General features: G+C 71.7%; 22 protein-coding genes, 1 tRNA gene and 2 pseudogenes. 17 read left to right on the top strand and 8 right to left on the bottom strand.

Going from position 1 to position 23,796, the window contains the following annotated elements:
- Positions 1-383: 383 nt before the first annotated feature.
- The 5 genes from CCZ36_RS33345 to CCZ36_RS33325 all read left to right on the top strand — a co-directional run bounded on the left by CCZ36_RS33345 (position 384) and on the right by CCZ36_RS33325 (position 4,485).
- Positions 384-1,721: a hemolysin family protein gene (locus CCZ36_RS33345; RefSeq protein WP_069735913.1), complete on the top strand. Its 1,338-nt coding sequence runs from the start codon at positions 384-386 to the stop codon at positions 1,719-1,721.
- Positions 1,718-2,734 (top strand): hemolysin family protein, encoded by a 1,017-nt coding sequence (locus tag CCZ36_RS33340; RefSeq protein ID WP_069735914.1) that lies wholly within the window; start codon positions 1,718-1,720, stop codon positions 2,732-2,734. The genes CCZ36_RS33345 and CCZ36_RS33340 overlap by 4 nt, the downstream gene beginning before the upstream one ends.
- A gap of 125 nt (positions 2,735-2,859) precedes the next feature.
- Entirely contained in the window at positions 2,860-3,480 is a 621-nt protein-coding gene (locus CCZ36_RS33335; protein WP_069735915.1) for an L-threonylcarbamoyladenylate synthase, read from the top strand.
- A 31-nt stretch (positions 3,481-3,511) separates the two neighbouring features.
- Positions 3,512-4,144 carry a hypothetical protein gene (locus CCZ36_RS33330; RefSeq protein WP_128819246.1) on the top strand — a complete coding sequence of 211 codons (633 nt, stop codon included), beginning with the start codon at positions 3,512-3,514 and terminating at the stop codon, positions 4,142-4,144.
- Positions 4,145-4,260: 116 nt separating this feature from the next.
- Positions 4,261-4,485: a hypothetical protein gene (locus tag CCZ36_RS33325; RefSeq protein ID WP_010062441.1), complete on the top strand. Its 225-nt coding sequence runs from the start codon at positions 4,261-4,263 to the stop codon at positions 4,483-4,485.
- 61 nt (positions 4,486-4,546) lie between these two features.
- On the opposite strand, the gene CCZ36_RS33320 is transcribed toward CCZ36_RS33325, so the two are convergent.
- From CCZ36_RS33320 to mptB, 3 genes and pseudogenes are all read right to left on the bottom strand, one after another.
- Positions 4,547-5,080: an AAA family ATPase gene (locus CCZ36_RS33320; RefSeq protein ID WP_069735916.1), complete on the bottom strand. Its 534-nt coding sequence runs from the start codon at positions 5,078-5,080 to the stop codon at positions 4,547-4,549.
- Positions 5,077-6,752: pseudogene (locus tag CCZ36_RS33315) on the bottom strand (ABC-F family ATP-binding cassette domain-containing protein). Before CCZ36_RS33315 ends, CCZ36_RS33320 begins: the two are co-directional and overlap by 4 nt.
- A 310-nt stretch (positions 6,753-7,062) precedes the next feature.
- Positions 7,063-8,574, bottom strand: a complete 1,512-nt coding sequence (gene mptB, locus CCZ36_RS33310; protein ID WP_128819245.1) for a polyprenol phosphomannose-dependent alpha 1,6 mannosyltransferase MptB — start codon at positions 8,572-8,574, stop codon at positions 7,063-7,065.
- A 191-nt stretch (positions 8,575-8,765) separates the two neighbouring features.
- On the opposite strand from mptB, the gene CCZ36_RS33305 reads away from it, so the two are divergent.
- A tRNA-Trp gene (locus CCZ36_RS33305) sits at positions 8,766-8,838 on the top strand.
- Between the two features lie 20 nt (positions 8,839-8,858).
- Here the strand turns inward: CCZ36_RS33305 and CCZ36_RS33300 are convergent.
- Positions 8,859-9,128, bottom strand: coding sequence for a hypothetical protein (locus CCZ36_RS33300; protein ID WP_006129434.1), 270 nt, complete (start codon positions 9,126-9,128; stop codon positions 8,859-8,861).
- 161 nt (positions 9,129-9,289) lie between these two features.
- On the opposite strand from CCZ36_RS33300, the gene CCZ36_RS33295 reads away from it, so the two are divergent.
- From CCZ36_RS33295 to CCZ36_RS33270, 6 genes are all read left to right on the top strand, one after another.
- Positions 9,290-9,910: a DinB family protein gene (locus tag CCZ36_RS33295; protein WP_128819244.1), complete on the top strand. Its 621-nt coding sequence runs from the start codon at positions 9,290-9,292 to the stop codon at positions 9,908-9,910.
- A 102-nt stretch (positions 9,911-10,012) separates the two neighbouring features.
- Positions 10,013-10,846, top strand: coding sequence for a PP2C family protein-serine/threonine phosphatase (locus CCZ36_RS33290; protein WP_069735920.1), 834 nt, complete (start codon positions 10,013-10,015; stop codon positions 10,844-10,846).
- Between the two features lie 63 nt (positions 10,847-10,909).
- The gene (locus tag CCZ36_RS33285; protein ID WP_164873574.1) at positions 10,910-11,935 is read left to right on the top strand and encodes an MASE1 domain-containing protein; all 1,026 of its coding nucleotides are present in this window, start codon (positions 10,910-10,912) and stop codon (positions 11,933-11,935) included.
- Between the two features lie 368 nt (positions 11,936-12,303).
- Complete coding sequence (locus CCZ36_RS33280) at positions 12,304-12,498, top strand: antitoxin (RefSeq protein ID WP_069735922.1); 195 nt, start codon at positions 12,304-12,306, stop codon at positions 12,496-12,498.
- A gap of 276 nt (positions 12,499-12,774) precedes the next feature.
- Positions 12,775-14,382, top strand: coding sequence for a sigma-70 family RNA polymerase sigma factor (locus CCZ36_RS33275; RefSeq protein WP_128819242.1), 1,608 nt, complete (start codon positions 12,775-12,777; stop codon positions 14,380-14,382).
- A gap of 48 nt (positions 14,383-14,430) precedes the next feature.
- On the top strand, positions 14,431-14,808 hold the full coding sequence (locus CCZ36_RS33270) for a VOC family protein (RefSeq protein ID WP_069736047.1): 378 nt from the start codon (positions 14,431-14,433) through the stop codon (positions 14,806-14,808).
- A 68-nt stretch (positions 14,809-14,876) separates the two neighbouring features.
- Here CCZ36_RS33270 and CCZ36_RS33265 read toward each other — a convergent pair whose 3' ends face one another.
- Positions 14,877-15,218 carry a hypothetical protein gene (locus CCZ36_RS33265; protein WP_069735924.1) on the bottom strand — a complete coding sequence of 114 codons (342 nt, stop codon included), beginning with the start codon at positions 15,216-15,218 and terminating at the stop codon, positions 14,877-14,879.
- A 45-nt stretch (positions 15,219-15,263) separates the two neighbouring features.
- On the bottom strand, positions 15,264-16,940 hold the full coding sequence (gene ctaD / locus CCZ36_RS33260) for an aa3-type cytochrome oxidase subunit I (protein WP_237302868.1): 1,677 nt from the start codon (positions 16,938-16,940) through the stop codon (positions 15,264-15,266).
- A gap of 349 nt (positions 16,941-17,289) precedes the next feature.
- Between ctaD and CCZ36_RS33255 the strand changes: the two genes are divergently transcribed.
- From CCZ36_RS33255 to CCZ36_RS33240, 4 genes are all read left to right on the top strand, one after another.
- Complete coding sequence (locus CCZ36_RS33255; protein WP_069741644.1) at positions 17,290-17,949, top strand: NADPH-dependent F420 reductase; 660 nt, start codon at positions 17,290-17,292, stop codon at positions 17,947-17,949.
- A 239-nt stretch (positions 17,950-18,188) separates the two neighbouring features.
- The gene (locus tag CCZ36_RS33250; RefSeq protein ID WP_128819241.1) at positions 18,189-18,707 is read left to right on the top strand and encodes an SRPBCC family protein; all 519 of its coding nucleotides are present in this window, start codon (positions 18,189-18,191) and stop codon (positions 18,705-18,707) included.
- A gap of 34 nt (positions 18,708-18,741) precedes the next feature.
- Positions 18,742-19,236: a hypothetical protein gene (locus tag CCZ36_RS33245; RefSeq protein ID WP_069735928.1), complete on the top strand. Its 495-nt coding sequence runs from the start codon at positions 18,742-18,744 to the stop codon at positions 19,234-19,236.
- Between the two features lie 65 nt (positions 19,237-19,301).
- A complete protein-coding gene (locus CCZ36_RS33240; protein WP_006129422.1) occupies positions 19,302-19,529 on the top strand; it encodes a hypothetical protein in 228 nt (75 codons plus the stop codon).
- A gap of 46 nt (positions 19,530-19,575) precedes the next feature.
- On the opposite strand, the pseudogene CCZ36_RS33235 reads toward CCZ36_RS33240, so the two are convergent.
- Positions 19,576-20,687: pseudogene (locus CCZ36_RS33235) on the bottom strand (enoyl-CoA hydratase/isomerase family protein).
- Positions 20,688-20,870: 183 nt separating this feature from the next.
- Here CCZ36_RS33235 and CCZ36_RS33230 point away from each other — a divergent pair.
- Positions 20,871-23,003, top strand: a complete 2,133-nt coding sequence (locus CCZ36_RS33230; protein ID WP_128819240.1) for a SpoIIE family protein phosphatase — start codon at positions 20,871-20,873, stop codon at positions 23,001-23,003.
- Between the two features lie 129 nt (positions 23,004-23,132).
- Here CCZ36_RS33230 and CCZ36_RS33225 read toward each other — a convergent pair whose 3' ends face one another.
- Positions 23,133-23,771: an LAETG motif-containing sortase-dependent surface protein gene (locus CCZ36_RS33225; protein WP_164873573.1), complete on the bottom strand. Its 639-nt coding sequence runs from the start codon at positions 23,769-23,771 to the stop codon at positions 23,133-23,135.
- Between the last annotated feature and the right edge of the window lie 25 nt (positions 23,772-23,796).

Genomic DNA, 23,796 nt, shown 5'->3' with positions numbered 1-23,796 from the left:
GCGGCGTCCGCTCCTTCTGTGGATGGGCGATCGAGGGGCGTGAGCCACCTCGCCGGGCCGAAGCTCCCGGGAGGTAAAGGATTTCCCCAGCCCACGACCGCTACGCACAGTTCCGGCCATCAAGATCGCGAACGCTCACCCCGCGCCCGTACCGCATCACCCTCCGCGAGGAGTTTCCCCTCGGACGGCACCTCATGTGACGCCCGCCACACCCTATTGATTTGCGCTCCCTTTACTATCTATCAGGCGGGTTTCACACCCGTCCCCCACCGTCGATCCCGACGACCCGAACAGAGAAGGAGCTGCGGCACCGCAATGGGTGAGCCTCCCAGTACGAACCGTGTCATCCCCGACCCCGCACACCAGGGAACGGAGGTGACACGGTGAGCGAAGTGGTCCTTCTTCTCCTCGCCCTCGCGCTGACACTGGCCTGTGCGGTCTTCGTCGCGGCGGAGTTCTCGCTCACGACCATCGAGCGGAGCGAGCTCGAACGCGCCGCGAAGGCCGGTGAGCGCGGCGCCGAGAGCGCCCTCAAGGCAGCCAAGCGGCTCACCTTCCAGCTCTCCGGCGCCCAGCTCGGCATCACCGTGACCTCCCTGGTCATCGGCATGCTGGCCGAGCCGTCCCTCGCGGTGCTCCTGCGCGGCCCGCTGGGCGCCGTCGGCCTGCCGTCCGGCGCGGTGTCCACGGTCGCCACGCTCCTCGGCGTGGCCGTGTCCACCGTGGTCCTCATGGTCGTCGGCGAGCTGGTCCCGAAGAACTGGGCGATCTCCAGCCCCCTCACGGTCGCCAAGGTCGTCGCCACCCCGCAGCGGGCGTTCACGGCCGCCTTCGGGCCGCTCATCCGGCACCTCAACAACACCGCGAACCGCTTCGTGCGGCGACTGGGCCTGGAGCCCGCCGAGGAGCTGGCCTCCGCCCGTACGCCGCAGGAGCTGGTGGCACTCGCCGAGCACTCCGCCCGCGAGGGCGCCATCGAGCAGGACTCGGCCGAGCTCTTCGTCCGCACCCTGCACCTGGCCGAGCTGTCCGCCGAGAACGTCATGACGCCGCGCGTCGACGTCCGGGCGCTGGAAGCCCACGCCACCGCGGCCGACGCGGCCAACCTCACGCTGGCCACCGGCCTGTCCCGCTTCCCGGTCTACCGGCACAGCCTGGACGAGGTCATCGGCACGGTCCACATCCGCGACGTCCTCGCCCTGGACGAGTCGGAGCGGCCCCGGACTCCGGTCACCTCGCTCGCCACCGAGCCGCTCCTCGTCCCCGACTCGCTGCCCGTCGACCGGCTGCTGGCGCAGTTGCGCAAGCACCGGACGATGGCCGTGGTGATCGACGAGTACGGCGGTACGGCGGGAGTCGCCACCGTCGAGGACATCGTGGAGGAGGTCGTCGGCGAGGTCCGGGACGAGCACGACCCGCATGAGCGCCCCGACCTCGCACCGGCCGAGCCGCTCGGCGACGGCCGCCAGGTCTGGGCGGCCGAGGGCAGCATCCGGCTGGACCAGCTCGACCGGATCGGGTTCACCGCGCCGGAAGGCCCGTACGAAACGCTCGCCGGCCTGCTCGCCAACCAGCTGGCCCGCATCCCCGTCCGCGCGGACCGGGTCGAGGTCGACGGCTGGCAGTTCGACGTGCTCGACATCGAGCACCACCGGGCCGACCGGGTCCGGATCACCGCGCCCCTGCCGGCGCTGGCCCTCGTGGAGGAGGACGCCCGATGACCACCATTCAGCTCGCCATCGGCGCGCTCACCCTCCTGACCAACGCGTTCTTCGTGGGCGCGGAGTTCGCACTCATCTCGGTCCGCCGCAGCCAGATCGAGCCGCAGGCCGTCCGGGGCAGCCGCCGCGCCAAGAGCACCCTGTGGGGCCTCGAACACCTGTCGGCCGCCATGGCCACCGCGCAGCTCGGCATCACGATCTCCTCGCTGGTGCTGGGCGCCGTCGCGGAGCCGGCCATCGCCCATCTGCTGGAGCCGCCGTTCGACGCGGTCGGCGTGCCCGACGCGCTGGTCCACCCGATCGCCTTCGTGATCGCGCTGACGCTGGCGACGTATCTGCACATGCTCATCGGCGAGATGATCCCCAAGAACATCGCGCTGGCCGCCCCCGTCGCCACCGCCCTGGCGCTGGGGCCGTCCCTGGTGGCCCTGACCCGGGCACTGCGTCCGGTGATCTTCGGCATCAACGCCTTCGCCAACATGCTGCTGCGGCTGCTGAAGGTGGAGCCCAAGAACGAGGTCGCCTCGGTGTTCACCGACGACGAGCTCGTGCGTCTGGTGAAGGACTCCAGCGACGCCGGACTGCTGGCCCCGGCCGACGGCGAGCGGCTGCGGGACGCCCTGGAGCTCGGGACCCGGCCGGTCGGCGAGGTGATGGTCCCGCTGAACCGGACCGTCACCATCGACCTGGGCATCACCCCGCAGGGCCTGGAGCGGGCCGCGGTCGCCTCGGGCTTCTCCCGGCTGCCGGTGATCGGCCCCGACGACGGGCTGCTGGGCTACTTCCACATCAAGGACGCCCTCGGTGTCGCGGAGCGCACCAAGGCGCTGCCGACGAGCGCCCTCCACCCCGTCATCCGGGTCGAGATCGACACCCCGCTCGACGACACCCTCACCGCGATGCGGGCCGCCGGTACGCATCTCGCGGCGGTCACCGGGGACAAGGGCACGGTCATCGGCTTCGTGACCATGGAGGACGTGCTGGACGAGCTGGTGGGGGCCGCCGCGGTCTGACCGGCCCCGCGCCGCACACCGGCGTACGAAGCGGAGGAGAGGCGGCCCGTCGCAGGACGGGCCGCCTCTTCACGCGTCCGTGCACAGGGCTCTCCCGGCCCTGCCCGAACGCGTAAGCTCGGCGGATGGCCAAGTACTTCGACGTGCACCCCGCAAACCCCCAGCCCCGCACCATCGGCACGGTGGTCGACAGTCTTCGGTCCGGTGCGCTCGTCGCGTACCCGACCGACTCGTGCTACGCCCTGGGCTGCCAGTTGGGCAACCGCGACGCCATCGACCGGATCAGGTCGATCCGGAATCTCGACGACCGGCACCACTTCACGCTGGTGTGCCACGACTTCGCGCAGCTGGCGCAGTTCGTCCGCGTGGACAACGACGTGTTCCGCGCGGTCAAGGCGGCGACGCCCGGCAGCTACACCTTCATCCTCCCCGCGACGAAGGAGGTCCCCCGTCAGCTGCTGCACCCGAAGAAGAAGACGGTCGGCGTGCGCATCCCGGACCACGTCGTCACCCAGGCGCTGGTCTCCGAGCTGGGCGAGCCGCTGCTCTCCAGCACCCTGCTGCTGCCGGACGAGGAGGAGCCGCTGACGCAGGGCTGGGAGATCAAGGAACGGCTCGACCACGAGGTGGACGCCGTCATCGACTCGGGCGACTGCGGCACCGAGCCGACCACGGTCATCGACTTCTCCGGCGACGAGCCCGAGATCGTCCGCCGCGGAGCCGGGGACACGTCCCGCTTCGAGTGATCCGGGGCGGTTGCGGGGCAGACTGGCGGTCGTGACGGATGAGCGACTGCGGTTCGACGGCTGGATCGCCGGTGTGGGGACCTCCTCGGGGACCCGGCTGGTGGTCGGGCACTGGCCGTGTTCGCCGTTCGGGGCGTTCAGCGACGTCATGGTCGAGCATCCGGACGGCGAGCGGGTCCTGCTGGCCCCGTCCCGGCGGATCGCCGATTTCGTCGCCGCCACCTACCGCTTCGACCGGGTCGAGGTGGTGCCCGTGTCCGTCACGGCCGTCGCCCCGGCCAGGGCCTCCGTCTGGCTCGTCGAGGCGGGGCCGCTGCGCCTGCGGCTGCGGACCGGACGCCGGTCGGCCCTCGGTCTGCTGCTCTCCGCCGTTCCTGCCGCGTTCGCCCGCAGCCCGGTCTGGGCGGCGCTGTGCGACGTACCGGCCCGGTTGCTGATGCCCGGCGTACGCACCCTGGGCCGCGCGGGCCCGGGACGGCGCGAGTGGTACGGGGCGCGAGGGCTGCGGCCCGTCGTGGCAGCCGAGGCCGTGCTGGACGGTGTCGGCCTGGGCGCGCTCGCCCCGCTCGAACCGCCGGTCGCCTTCGGGTTCGGCTCCGCCCCGCGCAGCCCTTCCCTGGTCCGCGTCACCACAACGGTGGAACTCGCGCGCACCGGGCGGTGAGGGCCCTCGCGACCCCCGGGGGCGGTGCGGGGGCCTTGTCCGGGCCGTCGCCGGGCCGCTCGCCAGGAGGTTCTGCCGGGGATGCGCGGGTGCGAGGAGCGTCGCAGGGTGGATCCATGGCAAATCCCCCGATCGTCATCCACCGTCCGACCCCCTCGGGCGGCCGCCGGGTGACCGTGCACTACGAAGGCCGGGACGAGATACTCGGGCTGGCCCACAGCGACCACGACGTGATCGTGTTCCTGAGCGAGGCCGGCCTCGAAGAAGCGGACCGGCTCCTCGACAACCCGGTCTGGGTGGAGTGGCGGGGCGGGCGGGCCCACAGCTACGAAGCGGCCTGACAGCCCGCCGCCACCCGCACCGCCCCACCGTCTCACCCCACCGCGGCCGGCACCCGGCGGCTCACCCGCGCAGTCCGTCGAGGATGGCCGAAACCGTCTCCTCGGGTGTCTGGCCGGACGTGTCCAGCCACATCCCGATCCGCGGTGTCCCGCTCCGCAGATACGCGTCGAACGCCTCGACCGTCCACGCCCCGTACCCGGTCTTGCCCCGCGCCTCCTCCCGCTCGCGCACGGTTTCCGGCGAGGGGGCGAGCACGACGACGTGCAGCGGGCGGGTGCGGACCCTGTCGACGTAACGCGGCAGGTCCTCGCCGAGCACGATGTCCTGGACGACGGCCGTCCATCCGTCGTCCGCGTAGGCGTCGGCCACCTGCGCGGAGATCCGCTGGCGCAGATCGAGCTGGCGCCGCGCCTCCTCGGCCTCGTCGGGGGTCATCTCCGCGCGGCCGGAGACGATCATGCGGCGGAAAACGTCGCCGCGCACATGGACCGCTCGCGGCAGGCTCTCCGCCAGGAGCTGGGCGACGGTGGACTTGCCCGCCGCCATCACTCCGGTGATCAGGATGACGCAGGGGCCCGGTCCGTCGCCCGTCACGCCGTGCCCCCCTGGGTGGATTCCGCGCTCCCGAACAGTTCGCGGACCTCGTCGGGATCCGTCTCCCGCAGCTCGTCCTCCAGGAGGATCCATCGGGTGATGCTCACGGATTCCAGGAACGGCAGGTCGTGGCCGGCGATCAGGAGCGCCCCCTCGTAGGACTCCAGGGCGCTCGTCAGCTGGCGCACGCTGGCCAGGTCGAGGTTGTTCGTCGGCTCGTCCAGCAGGAGCAGCTGCGGGGCGGGCGCGGCGAGCATCGTCGCCGCGAGCGCGGCCCGGAAGCGTTCGCCGCCCGAGAGGGTGCCGGCCGGCTGCTCGGCGCGGGCGCCCTTGAAGAGGAACCGGGCGAGCTGGGAGCGGATCTGGTTGTCGGTGGTGCCCGGGGCGGTGCGGGCGACGTTGTCGGCGACGCTCAGCGCGTCGTCGAGGACGTCGAGCCGCTGCGGGAGGAACTTCAGCTGCACCGCCGCCGTGGCCTCTCCGGTGCTCGGTGCCAGCTCCCCGGTGAGCGTGCGCAGGAAGGTGGTCTTGCCGGCCCCGTTGCGGCCGATCAGGGCGATGCGCTCGGGTCCCTGCACATGGAGGCTGCCCTCGCGCAGCCGTCCGTGGGGGAGGCTCAGGTCCCGTACCGTCAGGACGGTGCGGCCCGCCGGTACGGCGGTGTGGGGCAGGCTCACCTTGATCTCGGCGTCGCGGCGGATGGCTTCGGCCGCTTCCTCCCTGCGCTCGCGGGCCTCGTCGAGGCGTTCCTCGTGCAGTCCGCGCAGCCGGTCCCCGGACTCCTGGGCCGAGCGTTTGCGCTCCCCCGCGACGATGCGCGGGCCTTCCGCTGCCCGTCCAGCTTCTTGTCGTGGCGCTGGCGGCGGGCCACCTTGATCCGGGTCTCCTCCAGCTCGCGCTGCTGACGGCGTACGTCGGCGTCGGCGGCGCGCAGCATCCGCCCGGCCGCCTCCTGCTGGACGGCGAGAGCCTCCTGGTAGGCGGACCAGCCGCCGCCGTACCAGCTCACCGAGCCCGAGCGGAGTTCGGCGATGCGGTCGACGCGTTCCAGCAGGTCCCGGTCATGGCTGACGACGATCAGGATGCCGGTGCGCCAGGAGTCGACGGCGTCGTAAAGCCTGCGACGGGCGAAGAGGTCCAGGTTGTTGGTCGGTTCGTCGAGGAGGAGGACGTCCGGGCGTTCCAGAATCAGTGCGGCCAAGCGCAGCAGGACCGTCTCCCCGCCGGACAACTGCCCGACGTTACGGTCCAGTTCGACGGAACCGAGCCCGAGGGAGCCGAGGGTGGCCAGGGCGCGTTCCTCGACGTCCCAGTCGTCGCCGACGGTCTCGAAGTGCTCCTCCCGTACGTCGCCGGACTCGATGGCGCGCAGGGCGGCCCGCCGCTCGGCGATACCGAGGGCGGCATCGACGCGGAGGCCGGTGTCCAGGGTGATGTTCTGGGGCAGGTAGGCGAGGTTTCCGCCGGTGGTGACGGAACCCGACGCGGGACGCAGGACTCCCGCGAACAGGCGCAGGAGCGTTGACTTGCCGGCGCCGTTGGCCCCGGCCAGACCGGTGCGGCCCCGGGGGACGGTGAGGGAGAGCCCGTCGAAGAGGTTCGTGCCGTCGGGCCACCGGAAGGTGAGGTTGGAGGCGGCGACGGAGGCGCCGGGTGCGGTGGGATGGCTCATAGGAGTTCTCGCAGTCGGAAGCGGAGGAACAAGGGGGCTTCGTATGCGAACAGCACGCGGCGACCCGGCCCGAAGGGGCGGAGAGGGGTGGGGAGGACGGTCCTGCGGAGGTGAGGACGGCTCAGCACCGAGGTCGCATCCACGCGGAAGTCACGGGCGGCAGACATGCCGACTGCGTCGTGACCGTGTACGGGCCAGGGCCGTACCGCGCGATGATCGCGGACCTCAGATGCGCAACGTCCACCTCTATCGGAGACAACAGGACCCGCCCACCGTAACGGAGGGTCTCGCGGAGCGTCGAGGAATTTCTCTACGGCGCGTTCTGCGAGGCCGGGGCGGGAGCCCGGGAATCGGCGGGCGCGGGGGTGTGCCGGTGCGCCGCGGCGTCCTCCGGGCTGCGGCGGCGGGGCAGCGTGACGTCCGGGGGCACGACGGGGCTCCGGCGGATCGCGAGGGTGCCGAGGACGACGGCGAGTCCGGCGAGGGCGAACCCGTAGGGCGGGGTGGCCCCCATGGGGTGCGTCTCGTACACCAGAGCCGCCGAGAGCACGATCAGGACGGCGGAGAGGCGTCCGTACGGTGCGGTCGCGGCGACGACTGCCATGCCCCACAGCAGGTACCAGGGCTGGACCATGGGCGAAAGGGCGACCAGCGCGAGCAGCGAGAGACCGAGCGCGTGTGCGGGTGTGACGGTGCCGCGCATCGCGCGGTGGCCCAGGACGAGGATCAGACCGAGCGCGACCGCCAGGCCCAGAGTCTGGACGGCGGACTTGACCGGTTCCGGGTCGATGTCCAGCAGCAGGTGGGCCAGCTCTCCCAGGCCGAGGCCGACGTCGCTGGTGACGGAGAGCGCGGTGTGGATGTTGGCGGCGACGCCTTGGGTGTCGAGCCAGCCGAATCCGGTGCCGCTGATCAGCGTGGCCCCTCCGGCGACCGCGCAGGCGATCAGTCCGGGCGCGAGGAGCCCCTTGACCCAGCGACGCCACTGGGGGCCCGTCGCGGCGGCGTGTACGAGGACCCCGATGAACAGCAGCGAGACGGCCGCCGGTGACTTCACCATCATGGCGAGTCCGACGAGTGCGCTGCCGGCGATCCACTTTCCGCGCAGGGCGAGGACGAAACCGGCGAGCATGAGGCCGATCATCAGTCCGTCGTTGTGCATGCCGCCGACGACATGGATCAGCAGCAGCGGGTTGAGGCCGCCCAGCCACAGGGCGCGGCTCCCGCCGAGGCCGTGTTCGCGCGCCAGGCGGTGCAGGGCCCAGACGATCAGGGCGAGCGAGGCGAGTGCGACGAGCCGCATGGCGAGGACGGCGGGGACGATCGTGCCGCCGGTGGTCCAGGCGACGGCGGCGGAGATCAGCAGGAAGAGCGGCCCGTAGGGGGCGGGGGTGTCGCGCCAGTGGTTGCCGACGCTCGCGGCGGCGTCGCCGCCAATGCCGCCGGGGTCCAGGGCGGAGGGACCGACGGTGTAGACGTCGTGCCCTTCGACGACCATCGAGCCCTGGGCGATGTAGCTGTAGACGTCGGCGCTGTAGAGCGGGGGTGCGAGCAGGAACGGGGCCGTCCACCAGGCGAGGGTGACGAGGGTGTCGCGAACGGTGGAGGCGGTCTTGCCGTACTGCCACCAGGCAACGACGAGCACGGTCAGCCCGACGTAGGCGACGGCGGCGGCCACGGCCTTGGTGGTGGACCCGTGGTCGGTCCACACACCCCAGGGGTCGTGAACCGGGAGCTTTCCGGCGAACCAGCCGCTGCCGACGATCGCCAGGGATCCCACCGCACCCAGCCGCCGGTGTCCGACCGCGCTCAAAGCCCACATGACCGGCCAACCTACCGGACGGCCCGGACGGGCCTTCAGCCCCTCCCCGGCCGGTCGACCGCCCGTGGCGGTCGACCGGCGGGCAGTCGGGTGAGCCCGGCGGGCCCGGCGCCGTGGAACGGAGCAGGGGCGGTGTCGCGAAAACCGGTTGGCGCGCGCCGACGGGCGTGCCAAGCTTCGGCCCGTACCCAAGGGGCGTAGCTCAGCGGCCAGAGCGGCGGTCTCCAAAACCGTATGTCGCAGGTTCGATTCCTGCCGCCCCTGCCCTCACCACCCGGCCTCCGTCAGCGCACGTCGCCGCGCCAGTCCCACTGGTGGCTGTCCGGCGACCGCGGTCCGTACTCGGCTCGTCCGCCGGGCCCGTAGGCGCCGATCTCGGTCACCAGCCCGACGCCGTCGCGCAGGTCCGCCTCGTCCCAGCCGGTGACGTCGAGCAGCAGCCCGTCGAGCGGGCCGCCGACCAGTTCGCGGTAGTCGTGCCCCGGTCTGGGTCCCGGGCGGGGGTCGTCGTGGTCGGTGCCGTACACCCGTCGCTGCCTCATCAGCTCGTCCATGCGGGCAGCATCCCACCGAGCACTGACAACGGCTCGGTACGAGCGTCCATCCGGCCACCGTCCGGCGGCGGGACGTGCGGTGCCGGGCCGTCCGGCCGAGCCCGCGGGCGGCCGGCGGAAATCGGCGCGCGCCCGCCCGTGGGCTGTGGCACGCTCCACCGGTGACCATCCCACCCCGTCTGATCCCCCTGCTCGAGCAGTTCGACTTCGCCTGCGAGCGGCTCCTCGCCCGCCTGGCCGGCCCTGTCATGGACAGCGGCAACGGCATGGACGTCGGCGTCACCCCGCTCGGCGACGACGAATACCTCTGGGAACCCGTGCCCGACTGCTGGTCCGTGCGCCGTCGCGGCGACGGCCCCGGGACGCGGGCCACCGCTCTGACCGGGGCCGGTGACTGGGGACGGGACGCGGCGGACTTCCCGCATCCGTTCCCCCCGCCGTTCACCACCATCGCCTGGCGTCTGAGCCATCTCTCCGAGATGCTCGCCCTCCGCGCCGACCACACCCACGGCGGCAGGACGCTCACCCGCCGGGGCTACCACACCCCGGGGGACGCCGCCGGGGCGGTGGCCGCCTTCGAGACCGCGTCCGCCGCCTGGCGCGAGGCGCTGCTCAGCGCCGACGACAGGGCCTTGGACACCATCGGGTACAGCGCGTATCCGAACGGCAGCGACGCCGAGGACCCCTTCGTCGACGTGGTCTGGTGGGTCAACCAGGAGGTGCTGCACCACGGCGCCGAGATCGCCCTCCTCCGCGATCTGTACCGCGCCCGTCCGTCCTGAACGGCGCGCCGCCCCGGCCGCCGGTACGCGGACGTCGCCGCAGTCGCCGCTCGGGGTGGCCCGCCATATGATTCAGGGACATAACGCATCGCGGAGCGGCCCATGAACCGGCGTCGGACTCCCCGTTCAGCCAGCGCCGAGGACCTGCTCAACACCTTGCAGGACCTCACCGCGCGCGCTCGGCGGGAGGTGGAGTTCCACCAGGCCAGGGTGGAACTCGCGCAGGCCCTCCAGCGCGACATGCTTCCGGCGGCCCTGCCCACGCTCCCCGGTCTGCAGTCCGCGGCCCGCTATGCGCCCGCCCGCCACGGACTGGACATCGGCGGCGACTGGTATGACGGTTTCCCCCTCGCGGACGGGGCCCTCGGCTTCGCCATCGGTGACGTACAGGGCCATGACGTCGAGGCGGCCGCCTTCATGGGGCAGGTCAGGATCGCGATGCGGGCCATCGCGGGCACGGCGTCCGATCCGGGCGAGATCCTGGGCCGGACGAACGATCTGCTGGTCTCCGTGGACTCGGGGCTCTTCGCGACCTGTACGTTCCTGCGGCTGGACCCGACGACCTGGGAGCTGCGCAGCGCCCGGGCCGGGCACGTGGCGTCCGTGTGGGCCACCACGGGGGGCCGGTCCGGCGTCACGGAGGACCCGGGCGGCATGCCCTTGGGCATCGAGCCGGGCGAGGGCTATCCCGTCACCCGGCACACCCTCGACAGCGAAGGGGTGATCGTGCTGCTGACCGACGGGGTGGTCGAGGGACCGTCGCTGCTGATCGAGGACGGCCTGGAGCGGGTCCGGCGGCTGGTCGCCGCGCACGCCGGGGCGAGCGCGACGCAGCTGGCCGACGAGGTCCTGGGCGCGGCGGAGGTGACGGGGCACGAGGACGATGCCGCCGTCCTGGTCCTGCGGCACGCCGCCGCCCGTCGCGGAGCCCGGTGACGCCGGACCGTACCGCGCGTGTCACCAGCCGACTCCCACCGCGGTCGGTGTCTGATGAGTGGTGTGATCCGCAGCAAGGAAGCCAGACGTCGGGCCGTGTACGTGGCACAGATCCTGGGCGTGGCCGGCGCCTACTATCTGGCGGGGCGGGTCGGGCTGATGCGCCAGGTCGTCATCGACGGCGCGGTCGTCACTCCGCTGTGGCCGCCCACCGGTATCGCTCTGGCCGCGCTGCTGTGCCTGGGCGTCCGCGTCTGGCCGGGCATCGCTCTGGGCACGCTGGTCACGGTCTCCGAGATCGGCGACGCGTTCACGGTGAGCCGTCTGGCCATCATGTTCGGCAACACGGCCGCCCCGCTGGCCGCGTACGCGCTGTTGCGGAGGGTCGGCTTCCGCAGCGAGCTGGTCCGGCTGCGGGACGGGGTCTGTCTGGTCTTCCTCGGCGCGTTCGCGGGAATGCTGATCAGCGCCTCCGTCGGGAGTTTCACGCTGCTGCTCGACGACAAGGTCCCGCCGGGACGGTTCTGGCTGGTCTGGTCGTCCTGGTGGGCGGGGGACGCGATGGGCGTCCTGGTGGTCACCCCCGTCCTGCTGGTCCTGCGCCGGGTGCGGTGGCCTCGCCCGAGCGACCGGTGGCTGGAGGCGTCCGCTCTCGCGGTCGTCGTGGTCGTGACGTCACTGATCGCCACGCGCAGCTCGCTCTCGATGATCTATGTGGTGTTCCCGGTGATCATCTGGTCGGCCCTGCGCTTCCAGCTGCCCGGCAGCGCACCGTGCGCCCTGGTCGTCTCGGTGCTCGCCATCATCGCCGGTACGGACGCGCTGGGGCCGTTCGCCGGACACAGCCTGATGCAGGTCATGGCCAATCTGTCGCTGCTCAACGCATCCGTCGCGCTCACCGCTCTGCTGCTCGGGGCCATCGTCGCGGAGCACCAGAACATCCGCCGGGAGACGGAATACGCCGTCGAGGAGCTGGAGGCCCTGGTGGAGCAGCTCGCGCCGCTGTCGGGGCCGGACACCGGACGGTACGACGACCGACGGCGGCGGCACGGCCCGCTGGACGGTGGCCCTCACCCGGGCGACCCGTGACACGGGCGGACCACCCACGACGGGGGTGGGCGACCTGGGCGACCCGTCACTCGCATGGACGCGCCTGTCCGGGCCGGAGAGGTCGCGGGCGGGGTCCGGTCAGTACGGCAGGGGGCGGCCCGACGGAGTGCGCAGATCGAGCGGCGGCGGCCCCGACGGGGGCGGGGGACGACGGACGACGACTCGGATGCGGCCCATTGCCACCACCTCCTCCTGGTCAACCGGTATCTGCCCAGTCGGCGCGGCTTCACACTTCTGCGCCCCGGGTCCGTCGGCCCGGCCTCTCGCCGTCTTCCGGCGCGGATGCGGTCAGGGCCCGGTGCGGTGACCCTTGAAGTGTGGGGGCGCAGAATCGACGAGGAGAAGACATGTCCGCACTGGACAAGATCAAGAAGATGCTCAAGGGCCACGAGGACCAGGCCGGCAAGGGCATCGACAAGGCCGGCGACATGGTCGACGACCGCACCCAGGGCAAGTACACGAGGCACGTCGACACCGCCCAGGACAAGTCCAAGCAGCAGCTGGGCGCGGACCGCGACCAGGACGGGCCGCCCCGCACCTGAGCCGCGCCACCGGTGACCGGGCGACCGACGTCCGGTCCCCCGGTTTCCCGCGCGCCGGTCTGTGCCACGGATCACCCTCCGTGGCACAGACCGGCGCGCGGAGTGTGCCGGGGCCGCTGCGCACCGTGCCGCCACAGGCCCGGCGGGGCCGGGCGGCGCGGGTCCGTGACAAAGGTTTCCGGGGTTGCTCGCCGGATTCTTGTTATCGTCCCGCCCTCACCCCATCTCCCGAGTGTGGGAAGTGACAGCACCGGACCCCGGAAGAGTGAGCACAGCATGGGCAAGGATCACCCGACGGTCTTGATCGCGGCCGCGCAGGGCGGCGACCAGCAGGCCAAGGACCAGCTCGTCTCGGCGTACCTGCCGCTGCTCTACAACGTCGTCGGACGCGCGCTGGAGGGCCATGCGGACGTGGACGACGTGGTGCAGGAGACGGTGCTGCGCATGCTCGGGGGTCTGCCCGACCTGCGCGACCCGGAGCGCTTCCGTTCCTGGCTGGTGGCGATAGCCATGAACGAGATACGTACGCACTGGCGCGAGAAGCAGGCGGGCGCGATACCGGCGGACCGGCTCGACGCCGCGTACGACCTGCCGGATCCCCGCGCCGATTTCGTCCAGGTGACGATCCTGGAGCTCGGCCTGACCGGCCAGCGGCGGCAGGTGGCGGAGGCGACACGCTGGCTGGACGAGGACGACCGTGCCCTGTTGTCGTTGTGGTGGCTGGAGACCGCCGGGCATCTGTCCCGGGCCGAGGTCGCCGCCGCTCTCGAACTCACCCCGCAGCACACCGCCGTACGGGTGCAGCGGATGAAGGCCCAACTGGAAGCGGCGCGGGTCGTCGTGGGCGCGCTGGCGGCGGATCCGCCGTGCGTGCTGCTGGAGGACATCACCGCAGGCTGGGACGGCGTCCCCTCCTCCCTGTGGCGCAAGCGGCTGGCCCGCCATGCCCGCGAGTGCACGGTGTGCTCGGGTCATGGGGCGGGGCTGGTGCCCGCCGAGGGGCTGCTGGTGGGTCTCGCGCTCGTTCCGGTGGCCGCGGCGGCGGGGGCGGGAGCCGCTCCCGAACTGCTCGCCACGGCGGCGCACCTCCAGGCGCCCGTTGCGGGTGCGGACGGTGCCGGGGCGGGGCGCGCCGAGCGCAGACGGGTGCAGGCCCGGCGGCGCCGCCGCAACTCTGCCGTCGCCGCCGTCGTCGCGGTCGCGGCGCTGGGCACCGGCGGCGCGGCGGTGCACCTCTACACCGACGGCGACGACCGGGACGCGACGACCGTCACGGCCGATGCTCCGGCCCACCGTACGCAGGCGCCCACGTCGGCCGCCCCCGCCTCCTCGTCCCCCTCCCCGTCGGCGTCCGCGTCGCCCAGCGCCTCGAAGTCGCCGAGCCCCTCGACGAAGCCCGAACCCAGGCCGAAGCCCAAGAAGAGCACGCCGCCGCCGCCCGCTCCCAGCTCCGCCGCTCCGGCTCCGAAGCCGGCCCCGCCCGCTCCCGCGCCGCCCGCCCCCTCGGGGATGGCCGAGCAGGTCGCCGGACTGGTCAACGCCGAACGTTCCAAGGAGGGCTGCGGCCCGGTGTCCGTCAACGGCCTGCTCAACACGGCCGCGCAGCGGCACTCCGCCGACATGGCGGCCCAGGACTACTTCTCCCACACCTCGCAGGACGGCAGGGACCCGGGCGACCGGATCACCGCCGCCGGATACCGGTGGTCGACGTACGGCGAGAACATCGCCAAGGGTCAGCGGACGCCGGCCGACGTGATGCGGTCCTGGATGGACAGCCCGGGCCACCGTGCGAACATCCTCAACTGCTCGTTCAAGGAGATCGGGATGGGGAAGCAGGATTCCGGCGGCGGTCCGGTGTGGACGCAGGTGTTCGGGGCCCGCTGAGCCCGCGCGGAGGGCTCGGTGTGGCCGGGGCATGCCTACGATGCGGTCATGATCGCTGAACTGGAGTGCGTGGTCCTGGACTGCCCGGACCCGAGGGAGCTGGCCGGCTTCTACGCGTCGTTGCTGGGGGGCGAGGTCGACCGTCCCGACCGGCGGTGGGGGTGCGACGCGGAGTGGTCCACGCTGCACACGCCCGGTGGGCTCGTCCTCGCCTTTCAGCGGGTGGCGGGCTACCGGCCGCCGCGCTGGCCCGGCCAGGAGGTGCCCCAGCAGTTCCACCTGGACTTCGGCGTCACCGACCAGGACCGGGCGCACGAGGAGGTCCTGGCGGCGGGAGCCTCGCTGCTCGACGCCGGGGACGAGCAGAGTGGCTGGCGTGTGTACGCCGATCCCGCCGGGCATCCCTTCTGCCTGGTACGTCGGTGACGTAGCCGGCTCCGCTCCTTCGCCCCGGAGCCCCAGGGTGCGGCCGGCCGCACCCTGGGGCTCCGGGGTCACCGGATGGCCAGGGTCACCGCCGTACCGATGCAGGTCACCGCGCCCACCGCACCGACCGAGACGGCGACGCAGCGGGCCCGGAGCCGCGCGTAGCGCCCGGAGTACTCCTCACGCAGTTCTTCCGCTCGGTCGCGGACGCGGGTGAGCGACTCCCGCGAAACGGCGACGCGTTCGGTGATGAACACCCGCTCGACGTCCTCACGCTGCGCCGTGGTCAGCCAGGGCAACTGGTCGGTGAAGCGGCGTGCCTGCCGTCGCGCCCGTTCGACCTCGGCGTTCCACAGCAGAAAGCCCTCCAGCTGCGCCAGGCCCCTGGCGCTGTCCTTGTCGGGTTTCATCTGTCCTCCTCTCCGTCACGCCGTCAGGTCCGGGACCGACCGACGTCACGGCTCTTGCCGGTCCCCCGGAGCGACGATGTCGGAGGCGTCGGGGCGGTTGGTGGCTTCTTCCAGGGTGCGGACCGCGGGGTGGTGCAGGTCGAACGCCGGGGACTCGGACCGGATCCGCGGCAGGGTGACGAAGTTGTGCCGCGGGGGCGGGCAGGAGGTCGCCCACTCCAGCGAACGGCCGTAACCCCACGGGTCGTCGACCCCGACCTTCTTGCCGTACCGCGCGGTCTTCCAGACGTTGTAGAAGAACGGCAGGATCGACAGGCCGAGCAGGAACGACGCAATGGTGGAGACGGTGTTCAGCGCGGTGAAGCCGTCGGCGTCGAGGTAGTCCGCGTAACGGCGCGGCATGCCTTCGGCGCCGAGCCAGTGCTGAACGAGGAACGTTCCGTGGAATCCGACGAAGAGCGTCCAGAACGTCATCTTCCCGAGCCGTTCGTCCAGCATCTTGCCGGTGAACTTCGGCCACCAGAAGTGGAATCCGGCGAACATGGCGAAGACCACGGTGCCGAACACCACGTAATGGAAGTGGGCGACGACGAAGTACGAGTCGGAGACATGGAAGTCCAGGGGCGGCGAGGCGAGGATGATTCCGGTCAGCCCGCCGAACAGGAAGGTGACCAGGAATCCGACGGCCCACAGCATCGGGGTCTCCAGGGACAGCGATCCTTTCCACATCGTGCCGATCCAGTTGAAGAACTTCACGCCCGTCGGCACCGCGATGAGGAACGTCATGAACGAGAAGAACGGCAGCAGCACCGCACCCGTGACGAACATGTGGTGCGCCCACACGGTCGCGGACAGCCCGGCGATGGCGATGGTGGCCGCGATCAGACCGATGTAGCCGAAGACCGGTTTACGGCTGAAGACCGGGAAGATTTCCGTGACGATGCCGAAGAACGGCAGAGCGATGATGTAGACCTCGGGATGGCCGAAGAACCAGAACAGGTGCTGCCACAGCAGTGCGCCGCCGTTGGCCGCGTCGAAGACATGGGCGCCGAATTTGCGGTCGGCCTCCAGCGCCAACAGGGCCGCGGCCAGAACCGGGAAGGCCAGCAGGACCAGAACACCGGTCAGCAGGACGTTCCAGGTGAAGATCGGCATGCGGAACATCGTCATGCCGGGGGCGCGCATGCAGATGATCGTGGTGATGAAGTTGACCGAGCCGAGGATCGTGCCGAAGCCGGAGAAGGCCAGGCCCATGATCCACATATCGGCGCCGATACCCGGGGAACGGACCGCGTCGTTGAGTGGCGCGTAGGCGAACCAGCCGAAGTCCGCGGCGCCCTGCGGGGTGAGGAAGCCCGCCACCACGATGAGCGAGCCGAAGAGATAGAGCCAGTACGCGAACATGTTCAGCCGCGGGAACGCCACGTCGGGCGCACCGATCTGCAGCGGCATGATCCAGTTGGCGAATCCGGCGAACAGCGGCGTCGCGAACATCAGCAGCATGATCGTGCCGTGCATCGTGAACGCCTGATTGAACTGCTCGTTGGAAATCAGCTGGATACCGGGCCGGGCCAGCTCGGCCCGCATCACCAGGGCAAGGATCCCTCCCAGGCAGAAGAACGCGAAGGAGGTGACGAGGTAGAGCGTACCGATCGTCTTGTGGTCCGTCGTGGTCAGCCACTTGATGACCACGTTGCCGGGTTCTCCGCTCCGTACCGGCATTTCGTCCTCTTCGGCGGTATCGGTCTCCACCGGTTGCGAGATGCCCCTCGTCGTCACTACGACGCTCCTTCGGTCGACGGCCCGTATGGACTCGGCGACCAGAATGGACCCGCGGCGATCTGTGCGGTGGGACATCCTTCCCCGTCCGGCGCGAGCGGCCGACAAGGACACTCAAATGGCCTACGCCGCACGCTCCGCCCTCGGTCGGCGCAACGCTGAGCGCACAGCAACACCCAGGGGCCGTTCGGATATTCCTTCGCGGAGATAGGAATAGCCCCTTTGAAGCCGGAGTTGGTGAAGCGACAGAACCCACCCCTCTTCACCGGGCAAGCTACGGAAGGTCTGATCCATGAAGATCGGCATCATCGGCGCGGGCAACATCGGCGGCAATCTGACACGGCGTCTCGCCGCCCTCGGACACGAGGTCTCCGTCGCCAACTCCCGCGGACCGCAGACGCTCACCGCTCTCGCCGAGGAGACCGGGGCGACGCCGGTGACCGCGGCGGAGGCCGCCAACGGCGCCCAGGTGGTCGTGGTCACCGTGCCGTTGAAGGCCGTGCCCGACCTGCCCGCCGGTTTCCTCGACGGCGCGGCGGAGGGCGTCGCGGTCATCGACACCGGCAACTACTACCCGCAGCAGCGTGACGGCCGCATCGCCGCCATCGAGGACGGGCTGCCCGAGAGCCGGTGGACGGAGCAGCAGATCGGCCACCCTGTGATCAAGGCGTTCAACGGCACCTACGCGCAGGACATCCTGGACCGGGGTCGCCCGCAGGGCACGCCGGACCGCCAGGCGCTCCCGGTGGCCGGGGACGACCCGGCGGCCAAGCAGACGGTGCGCGACCTCATCGACGAGCTGGGCTTCGACACGGTGGACGGCGGCGGCCTGGACGAGTCGTGGCGCCAGCAGCCCGGTACGCCCGTGTACGGCAACCGGGGCGACGTCGATGCCATCGTGAAGGCGCTCTCGGAGGCGTCGCCGGAGCGCCCGGCGGAGTTCCGCGCCTGACACCGGCGTCCTCGCGCCTGATACGTGGTGTCGGGCGCGAGGGAGGACCGGCCGGGGTACTCCGGCCGGGCGGGAAACGGGGGTACCCGCCCGGTCGGCCGGATCACCGACCATCCTCGGCCGACGCCCTCCCGGCGAGAACCTACCCGCGAGTAAGGTATGGGTCCGGGATGCCGGCTCCACGGTCCGTCCGGCGCCCGGGCGTGGTCCTTCGACGACCGTGGACAAGGAGTCGCGTCATGTCCCGCACCATGTCCGTAACGGACAGCATCATCGTCGACGCCGCCCCGGCGCTTGTCTACGCACAGCTCAGCGACCCCGCGGCGATGGGGCGGTGGAGCCCCGAGAACCGGGGCGCGACCGTGCGGGGCGATCGGCGCGACGCGTACGTCGGCATGGTCTTCGACGGCCGCAACAAGCGCGGAGCGGCGCGCTGGACGACCCGGTGCACGGTGACGGCGGCCGACCCCGGCGAGCGCTTCGCCTTCCGGGTGCACGCGATCGGTCTGCGGCGCCCGCTGCTGCCGGGTCCGATCGCCACGTGGGAGTACCGTTTCGAGGCGGTGGACGGAGCGACGCGGGTCACCGAGACCTGGACCGACGACCGCCGCCGCTGGCCGGACTTTCTCGCCAACGCCTTCGACCGCCTGGCGACGGGCGGGAAGACCTTCGCACAGTTCCAGACCGGCAATATCCGTACGACGTTGAAGCGTCTCAAGGCGGCGCTGGAGGGGGACATACCGGGGGCCGGAGACTGACGGGCCGGGCGGCCGCGCGACAGGAGGGGGACGCATGGGCACCGAGGAGAGCACCGGGTTCGAACCGGCGACCGGTGACGGACCGCCGGTCACCGAGCCCGCGGCCGCGCGGGCCGCTTCGGTGCGGACCGCGTTCGAGGGACTGCTGCAGATCCGTCGCCTCACCGGGACGGACCGGCCCGACCCCGAGGCCGTGCCGGCTCCCTGGGAGCTGAACCGTCCGGTGCGGGCGGTCGCGTTGGCGCTGGAGAGGTCGGGAGCGACGCCTTCGGCCGTCGATCCGGCGGGGCGCCGCGTGTCGGCCGGGTACCGGGTGAGCGACGGGGAGTCGGCGGGTTCGGTCCGGGTCGAGTGGACCGGGCCGCCCGGCAGCGGCGCCGCGCACGACGAGGAGGAGGCGCTGGCCGGCTGCGCCTCGGCCTTGCGGGAGGCGGGCTGGACGGTGCTGCTCTACCGGGGGCCCCGCAGACGGCGCTACCTGGAGGTGGAGCCGCCGAGCGGGTTGCCCGGCGGGCCCGCCCGGTCATGAGGGGGCGTTGTCAGACCCATGAGAGATGCTTGACGGTCCGACAGCTCTGAGGAGGAGATGCTGAGATGGACAGCGACGAACTCGCCGCGGCGCAGGCGTACGTCCGCCTGCTGGAGGCCACCCGGGCGGCGCTCGCGGACCCCGACGACGCACCGGTCTATCTGCCGCTGCTCACCTCTCCGATGCGCGAGGCCGACCAGGCCCTGCGCAGCGCGGGACTGACGGGCAACGAGGACCGGCTGTTCGCTCTCGTCCGGGCGCTGCAGCCGAGCCTTTCCGGCAGCGACAGATAGCGCCCGGCGGGGCGGGTTCTGCCGGGCGCCACGGGCAGCGTCCTTCCTACCCGCCTTGCCCGCCCTGTCCGTGCCGGGCGGGGATTCCGGCGGGTCCCGGAGCGAGACCGAGTTCTTGTTCGTCGGGGCCGAGCGGAGCGAAGAACCGGGCGACCTCCTGGTCATCGACCTCGGCGAGGGAGCCCGGCTTCCACTGCGGGGCGTTGTCCTTGTCGATGATCCGGGCCCGAACACCTTCCACGAAGTCCGGGTGTTCGAACGCCCGGCTGGAGACCCGGAACTCCTGGTCGAGGACGGCTTCCAGGCTGTCGAGCCGGGCGGCGCGGCGGACCGCGGCCAGCGTGACCTTGAGGGCGAGGGGCGACTTGGTCAGCAGTTCGTCCGCCGCCTCCTCCGCTGCGGGGACACCGCTCTCGCGCAGTCTCCGGATGATGTCCTCGACGGTGCCGGGCGCATAGCAGGCATCGATCCAGTCGCGCTGCGCGGCGAGCTCGCCGACGGGCGGCTGGGCGGCGAACCCCCGGACGATGTCTGCGACGGACGTGCCCGGACCGGCCGGCTTCCCCAGTGCTTCGGTCAGGGCCGGCAGGAGCCGGGCGGGGACGTGATGATCGGCCAGGCCGCAGAGGAGGGCGTCGGCGGCCCCGACGGAGCGGCCCGTGAGCGCCAGATGGGTGCCCAGTTCGCCGGGGCGGCGGCCAGCAGGCGGGTGCCCCCGACGTCCGGCACGAAGCCGATCGCGGTCTCGGGCATGGCGATGCGGGAGCGTTCGGTGACGACACGGATTCCGGCGTGGGCCGACACCCCGACCCCACCGCCCATCACGATGCCGTCCATCAGTGCGACGTACGGCTTGGGGAATCGGGCGATACGGGCGTTGAGCCGGTACTCGTCACGCCAGAATCCGAGGGAGGCACGCCCCGAGGCCCGGGCGTCGTCGTGCAGGGCTCGGATGTCGCCCCCGGCACACAGGCCCCGGTCGCCCGCTCCGGACAGGAGGACCGAGTGGATCGCATCGTCCTGCTCGGCTCGGGCCAGGGCCTCGTCGAGCAGTCGCACCATGGTGTGGCTGAGGGCGTTGAGGGCCCTGGGGCGGTTCAGTGTGAGGTGCATGCATGTGCCCCTCGTCTCCAGCAGGACGGGCCGGTCGTCGTTCATGGTGCGCTCCGCTCGCTGGGCTCGTGGGCAGGTGGGACGGCCCTCCATGGTGGCGTACGGCCCTGGCCCGTCGTTCCGCGGCCCCGGACCGGCCGCTGTGGCACTCCGATGGATGCGGCTCGACAATTGAGGCCTACGGGACGCGCCGACGCCCGGCCCCGCCGGACGACCTCCGGAGCAGGAATGACCGACGACGAACGGCGGCAGGACGCCGAAGCCTCTCCGCTCCCCCGGATCGACCGGAGAACCAACGGTGAGATCCGGCCGACGGAGCGCCTCGCCATGAACCGGACCGGCAGCTTCGACTGGGACCTGGACACCCGGACCCTGGACATCGACGAGGCCGGGCTCATGGTGTTCGGCGTGGATCCGGCGACGTTCGACGCACGCCCGGGCGCCCTGCTGGAGCACCTGGAACCGGCGGAACGGGCCCGGCTCGACGTCACGATCGACGAGGCCATCACCGGCGGCAGCAGTTCCTTCAGCGTCCACTTCCGCGTGCCCCTGGACGACGGGACCACGCAGTGGACCCATGTCCAGGCCCGCATCCTGCGTTCGAAGGACGGAATGGCCCACCGGATCGTGGGGATCGTCCGGGACGCGACGGCGGAAGTCACCCATTCGGCCTTCGTGCTCGATCTGGAAAAGCGGCGGCAGCGCCAGACCAATATCGTTGAACGAACAACGAGCGCCATGTCCCGGGCGGTGACCGTGGACGATGTGACGGCCGCCCTCACCGGGCCCGGCGGACTGGCACGCCTCGGGGCGGACGGCCTCGCCCTGGGTCTGGTGGAGAATTCCGCGCTGAACATCGTCGCGCTGAGCGGGGAGTCGCTCGAAGTGCTCGACGGCCTCGGCTCCGGCGATCTCGACCGCAACCTTCCCCTCGCCGACACCATCCGCAGCGGGCGCCCCCGGTTCATCACCTCACTCGCGGCGCTGGCCCGCCGGTATCCGGAACTGGAGCCGCACCTCGGCAGGCTCGGATTCCGGGCGGCGGCGTATCTCCCTCTGGTGGCCCAGGCGCGGTCGCTCGGCGGCCTGGCCCTCTTCTACCGCGAGCGCACGGTCTTCAACGCGGACGAGCGCATTCTGTGCCTGGGGCTCGCCGCGATCGTGGCCCAGTCCCTGCAACGGGCGATGCTCTTCGACGAGGAGCGGGAGTTCGCCACCCAGCTCCAGTCCGCGATGCTCCCGCCCCGGATACAGGAGGTCGAGGGCGGCGAGATCGCGGTCCGCTACCACGCCGCGTGGAGTGGGCGTCAGGTCGGCGGCGACTGGTACGACGTGATCACTCTGCCCAAGAACCGCTACGGGCTGGTCGTGGGGGACGTCCAGGGTCACGACACTCACGCGGCCGCCATCATGGGCCAGTTGCGCATCGCCCTGCGCGCCTACGCCTCCGAGGGGCACCCTCCGGCCACCGTGCTGGCACGGGCCTCCCGCTTCCTCTCCGAACTGGACACCGAGCGCTTCGCCACCTGTACGTACGCCCAGGTCGACCTGGCGTCCGGGACGGTGAAGGTCGTGCGGGCCGGGCATCTCGGCCCGTTGATCCGCCATGTCGACGGGCGGGTCGGCAGCCCACAGGTGCGCGGCGGGCTGCCGCTGGGCACCTCGACGGACCTCTTGGACGAGGAGTACCCGGAGACCCGGCTCGATCTGGTGCCCGGTGAGACGTTCGTGCTGTACACGGACGGGCTCGTGGAGGAGCCCGGCGCCGATCTCGACGCGGGGATCGACGCGCTGCGCAACGAGGTGAGCGCCGGGCCCGCGGGGGCCGAGGCGCTGGCCGATCATCTGTCGGAACGGCTGTGGGAACGGTGGGGGTCGGGGGACGATGTGGCACTCCTCGTGCTGCGCCGCAGCCCGGACGTGGGGTCGTCGCACGCGCCGCGACTCCACCAGTACATCCACCAGGCGGACCCGGAAGGGCTCTCGGACGCCCGCGCGATCGTCCGTCAGGCCCTCGCCGACTGGGACATGGCCGAGTTCGCCGACGATGCGGAGCTGGTCACGGGCGAGTTGCTGGTGAACGTGCTCCTGCACACCGAGGGCGGGGCCGTCCTGACCCTGGAAGTGCTGCCCGAACCGGTGCGACGCATCCGGCTGTCCGTCCAGGACCGGTCCAGCGCCTGGCCCCGTCGGCGTACCCCGGGCGAGACGTCCACTTCCGGCCGGGGACTGCTCCTGCTCGACGCGGTGGCCACGCGCTGGGGGATCGAACCCCGCGGTGAGGGCAAGGCTGTCTGGTGCGAGATCGGCCCCACTCCCCCGTCGGCCACCATGCCACCGCCGCCGCTCGCCGAGCAGTGACCCGGCGCGAAGGATGGCGGCCCGCCAGGAGAGGGGGAAGCGCGAAAGAGGTGTCTCGCACCAACGCGGTGGTGCGAGACACCCCCCGACCACGGCTCGTACGGCCTCAACCGCGGTTCACGCGAGGCATCAGTCCTGGGCGGTACGCCGCTTGCGGACGGCCCACAGGATGCCGCCACCGGCCAGCAGCACCGCGACAGCGGCGCCGCCGATGACCGGCGTCGCCGACGACGAACCGGTCTCGGCCAGGTCCGGCGAGCTCGGGCTCGGGGCGGGCACGGCGGGTGCGGACTCCGAGGGCTCGTCGCTCGGCTCGGGCGTCCCGGTCGACGGCGTCTCCGACGGGGCGGGCTCGCTCGGGGCCGGCTCGCTGGGGCCCGGCTCGGTCGGCGTCGGGCTGGGCTCGTCCTCGCACACCTCCGCCGTCTTCGTCTGGTCGATGGAGTGCTTGCCGTCGCCGTCGGCGTCCTTGACGACCAGTCGGACGGTCACCGGCTTGTCGTGGTCGGGAAGCGCCAGCTTCTTGTGGAACTCACGGCCGAACGTCTCGGTGGGCAGCAGGTCCTTGCCGTCCACCGATACCGTCACCGTGTTGGGAACGTCGCTCGTGTAGTTGGTGAGGTCGACGGTCACCTCGGAGCAGGTCACGGCCCAGGTGGGGGTGTGAGCGACGGCCGGACCGGCGGAGATGACGCCACCGGTCAGACCGACGACCGCAGCGGCCACGAGCGCTCCCGCGCCACGCCACGATCTCCTGGGTATGGTCATGGATTCTTCCTCCAGATACTTCTCA

Origin of the sequence: Streptomyces sp. S063 (assembly GCF_002832675.1) — a bacterium.
GTDB classification, from domain to species: Bacteria; Actinomycetota; Actinomycetes; order Streptomycetales; family Streptomycetaceae; genus Streptomyces; species Streptomyces sindenensis.
Note: the sequence above shows the minus strand (reverse complement) of the source record. Positions and strands in the feature narration are given on the sequence as shown.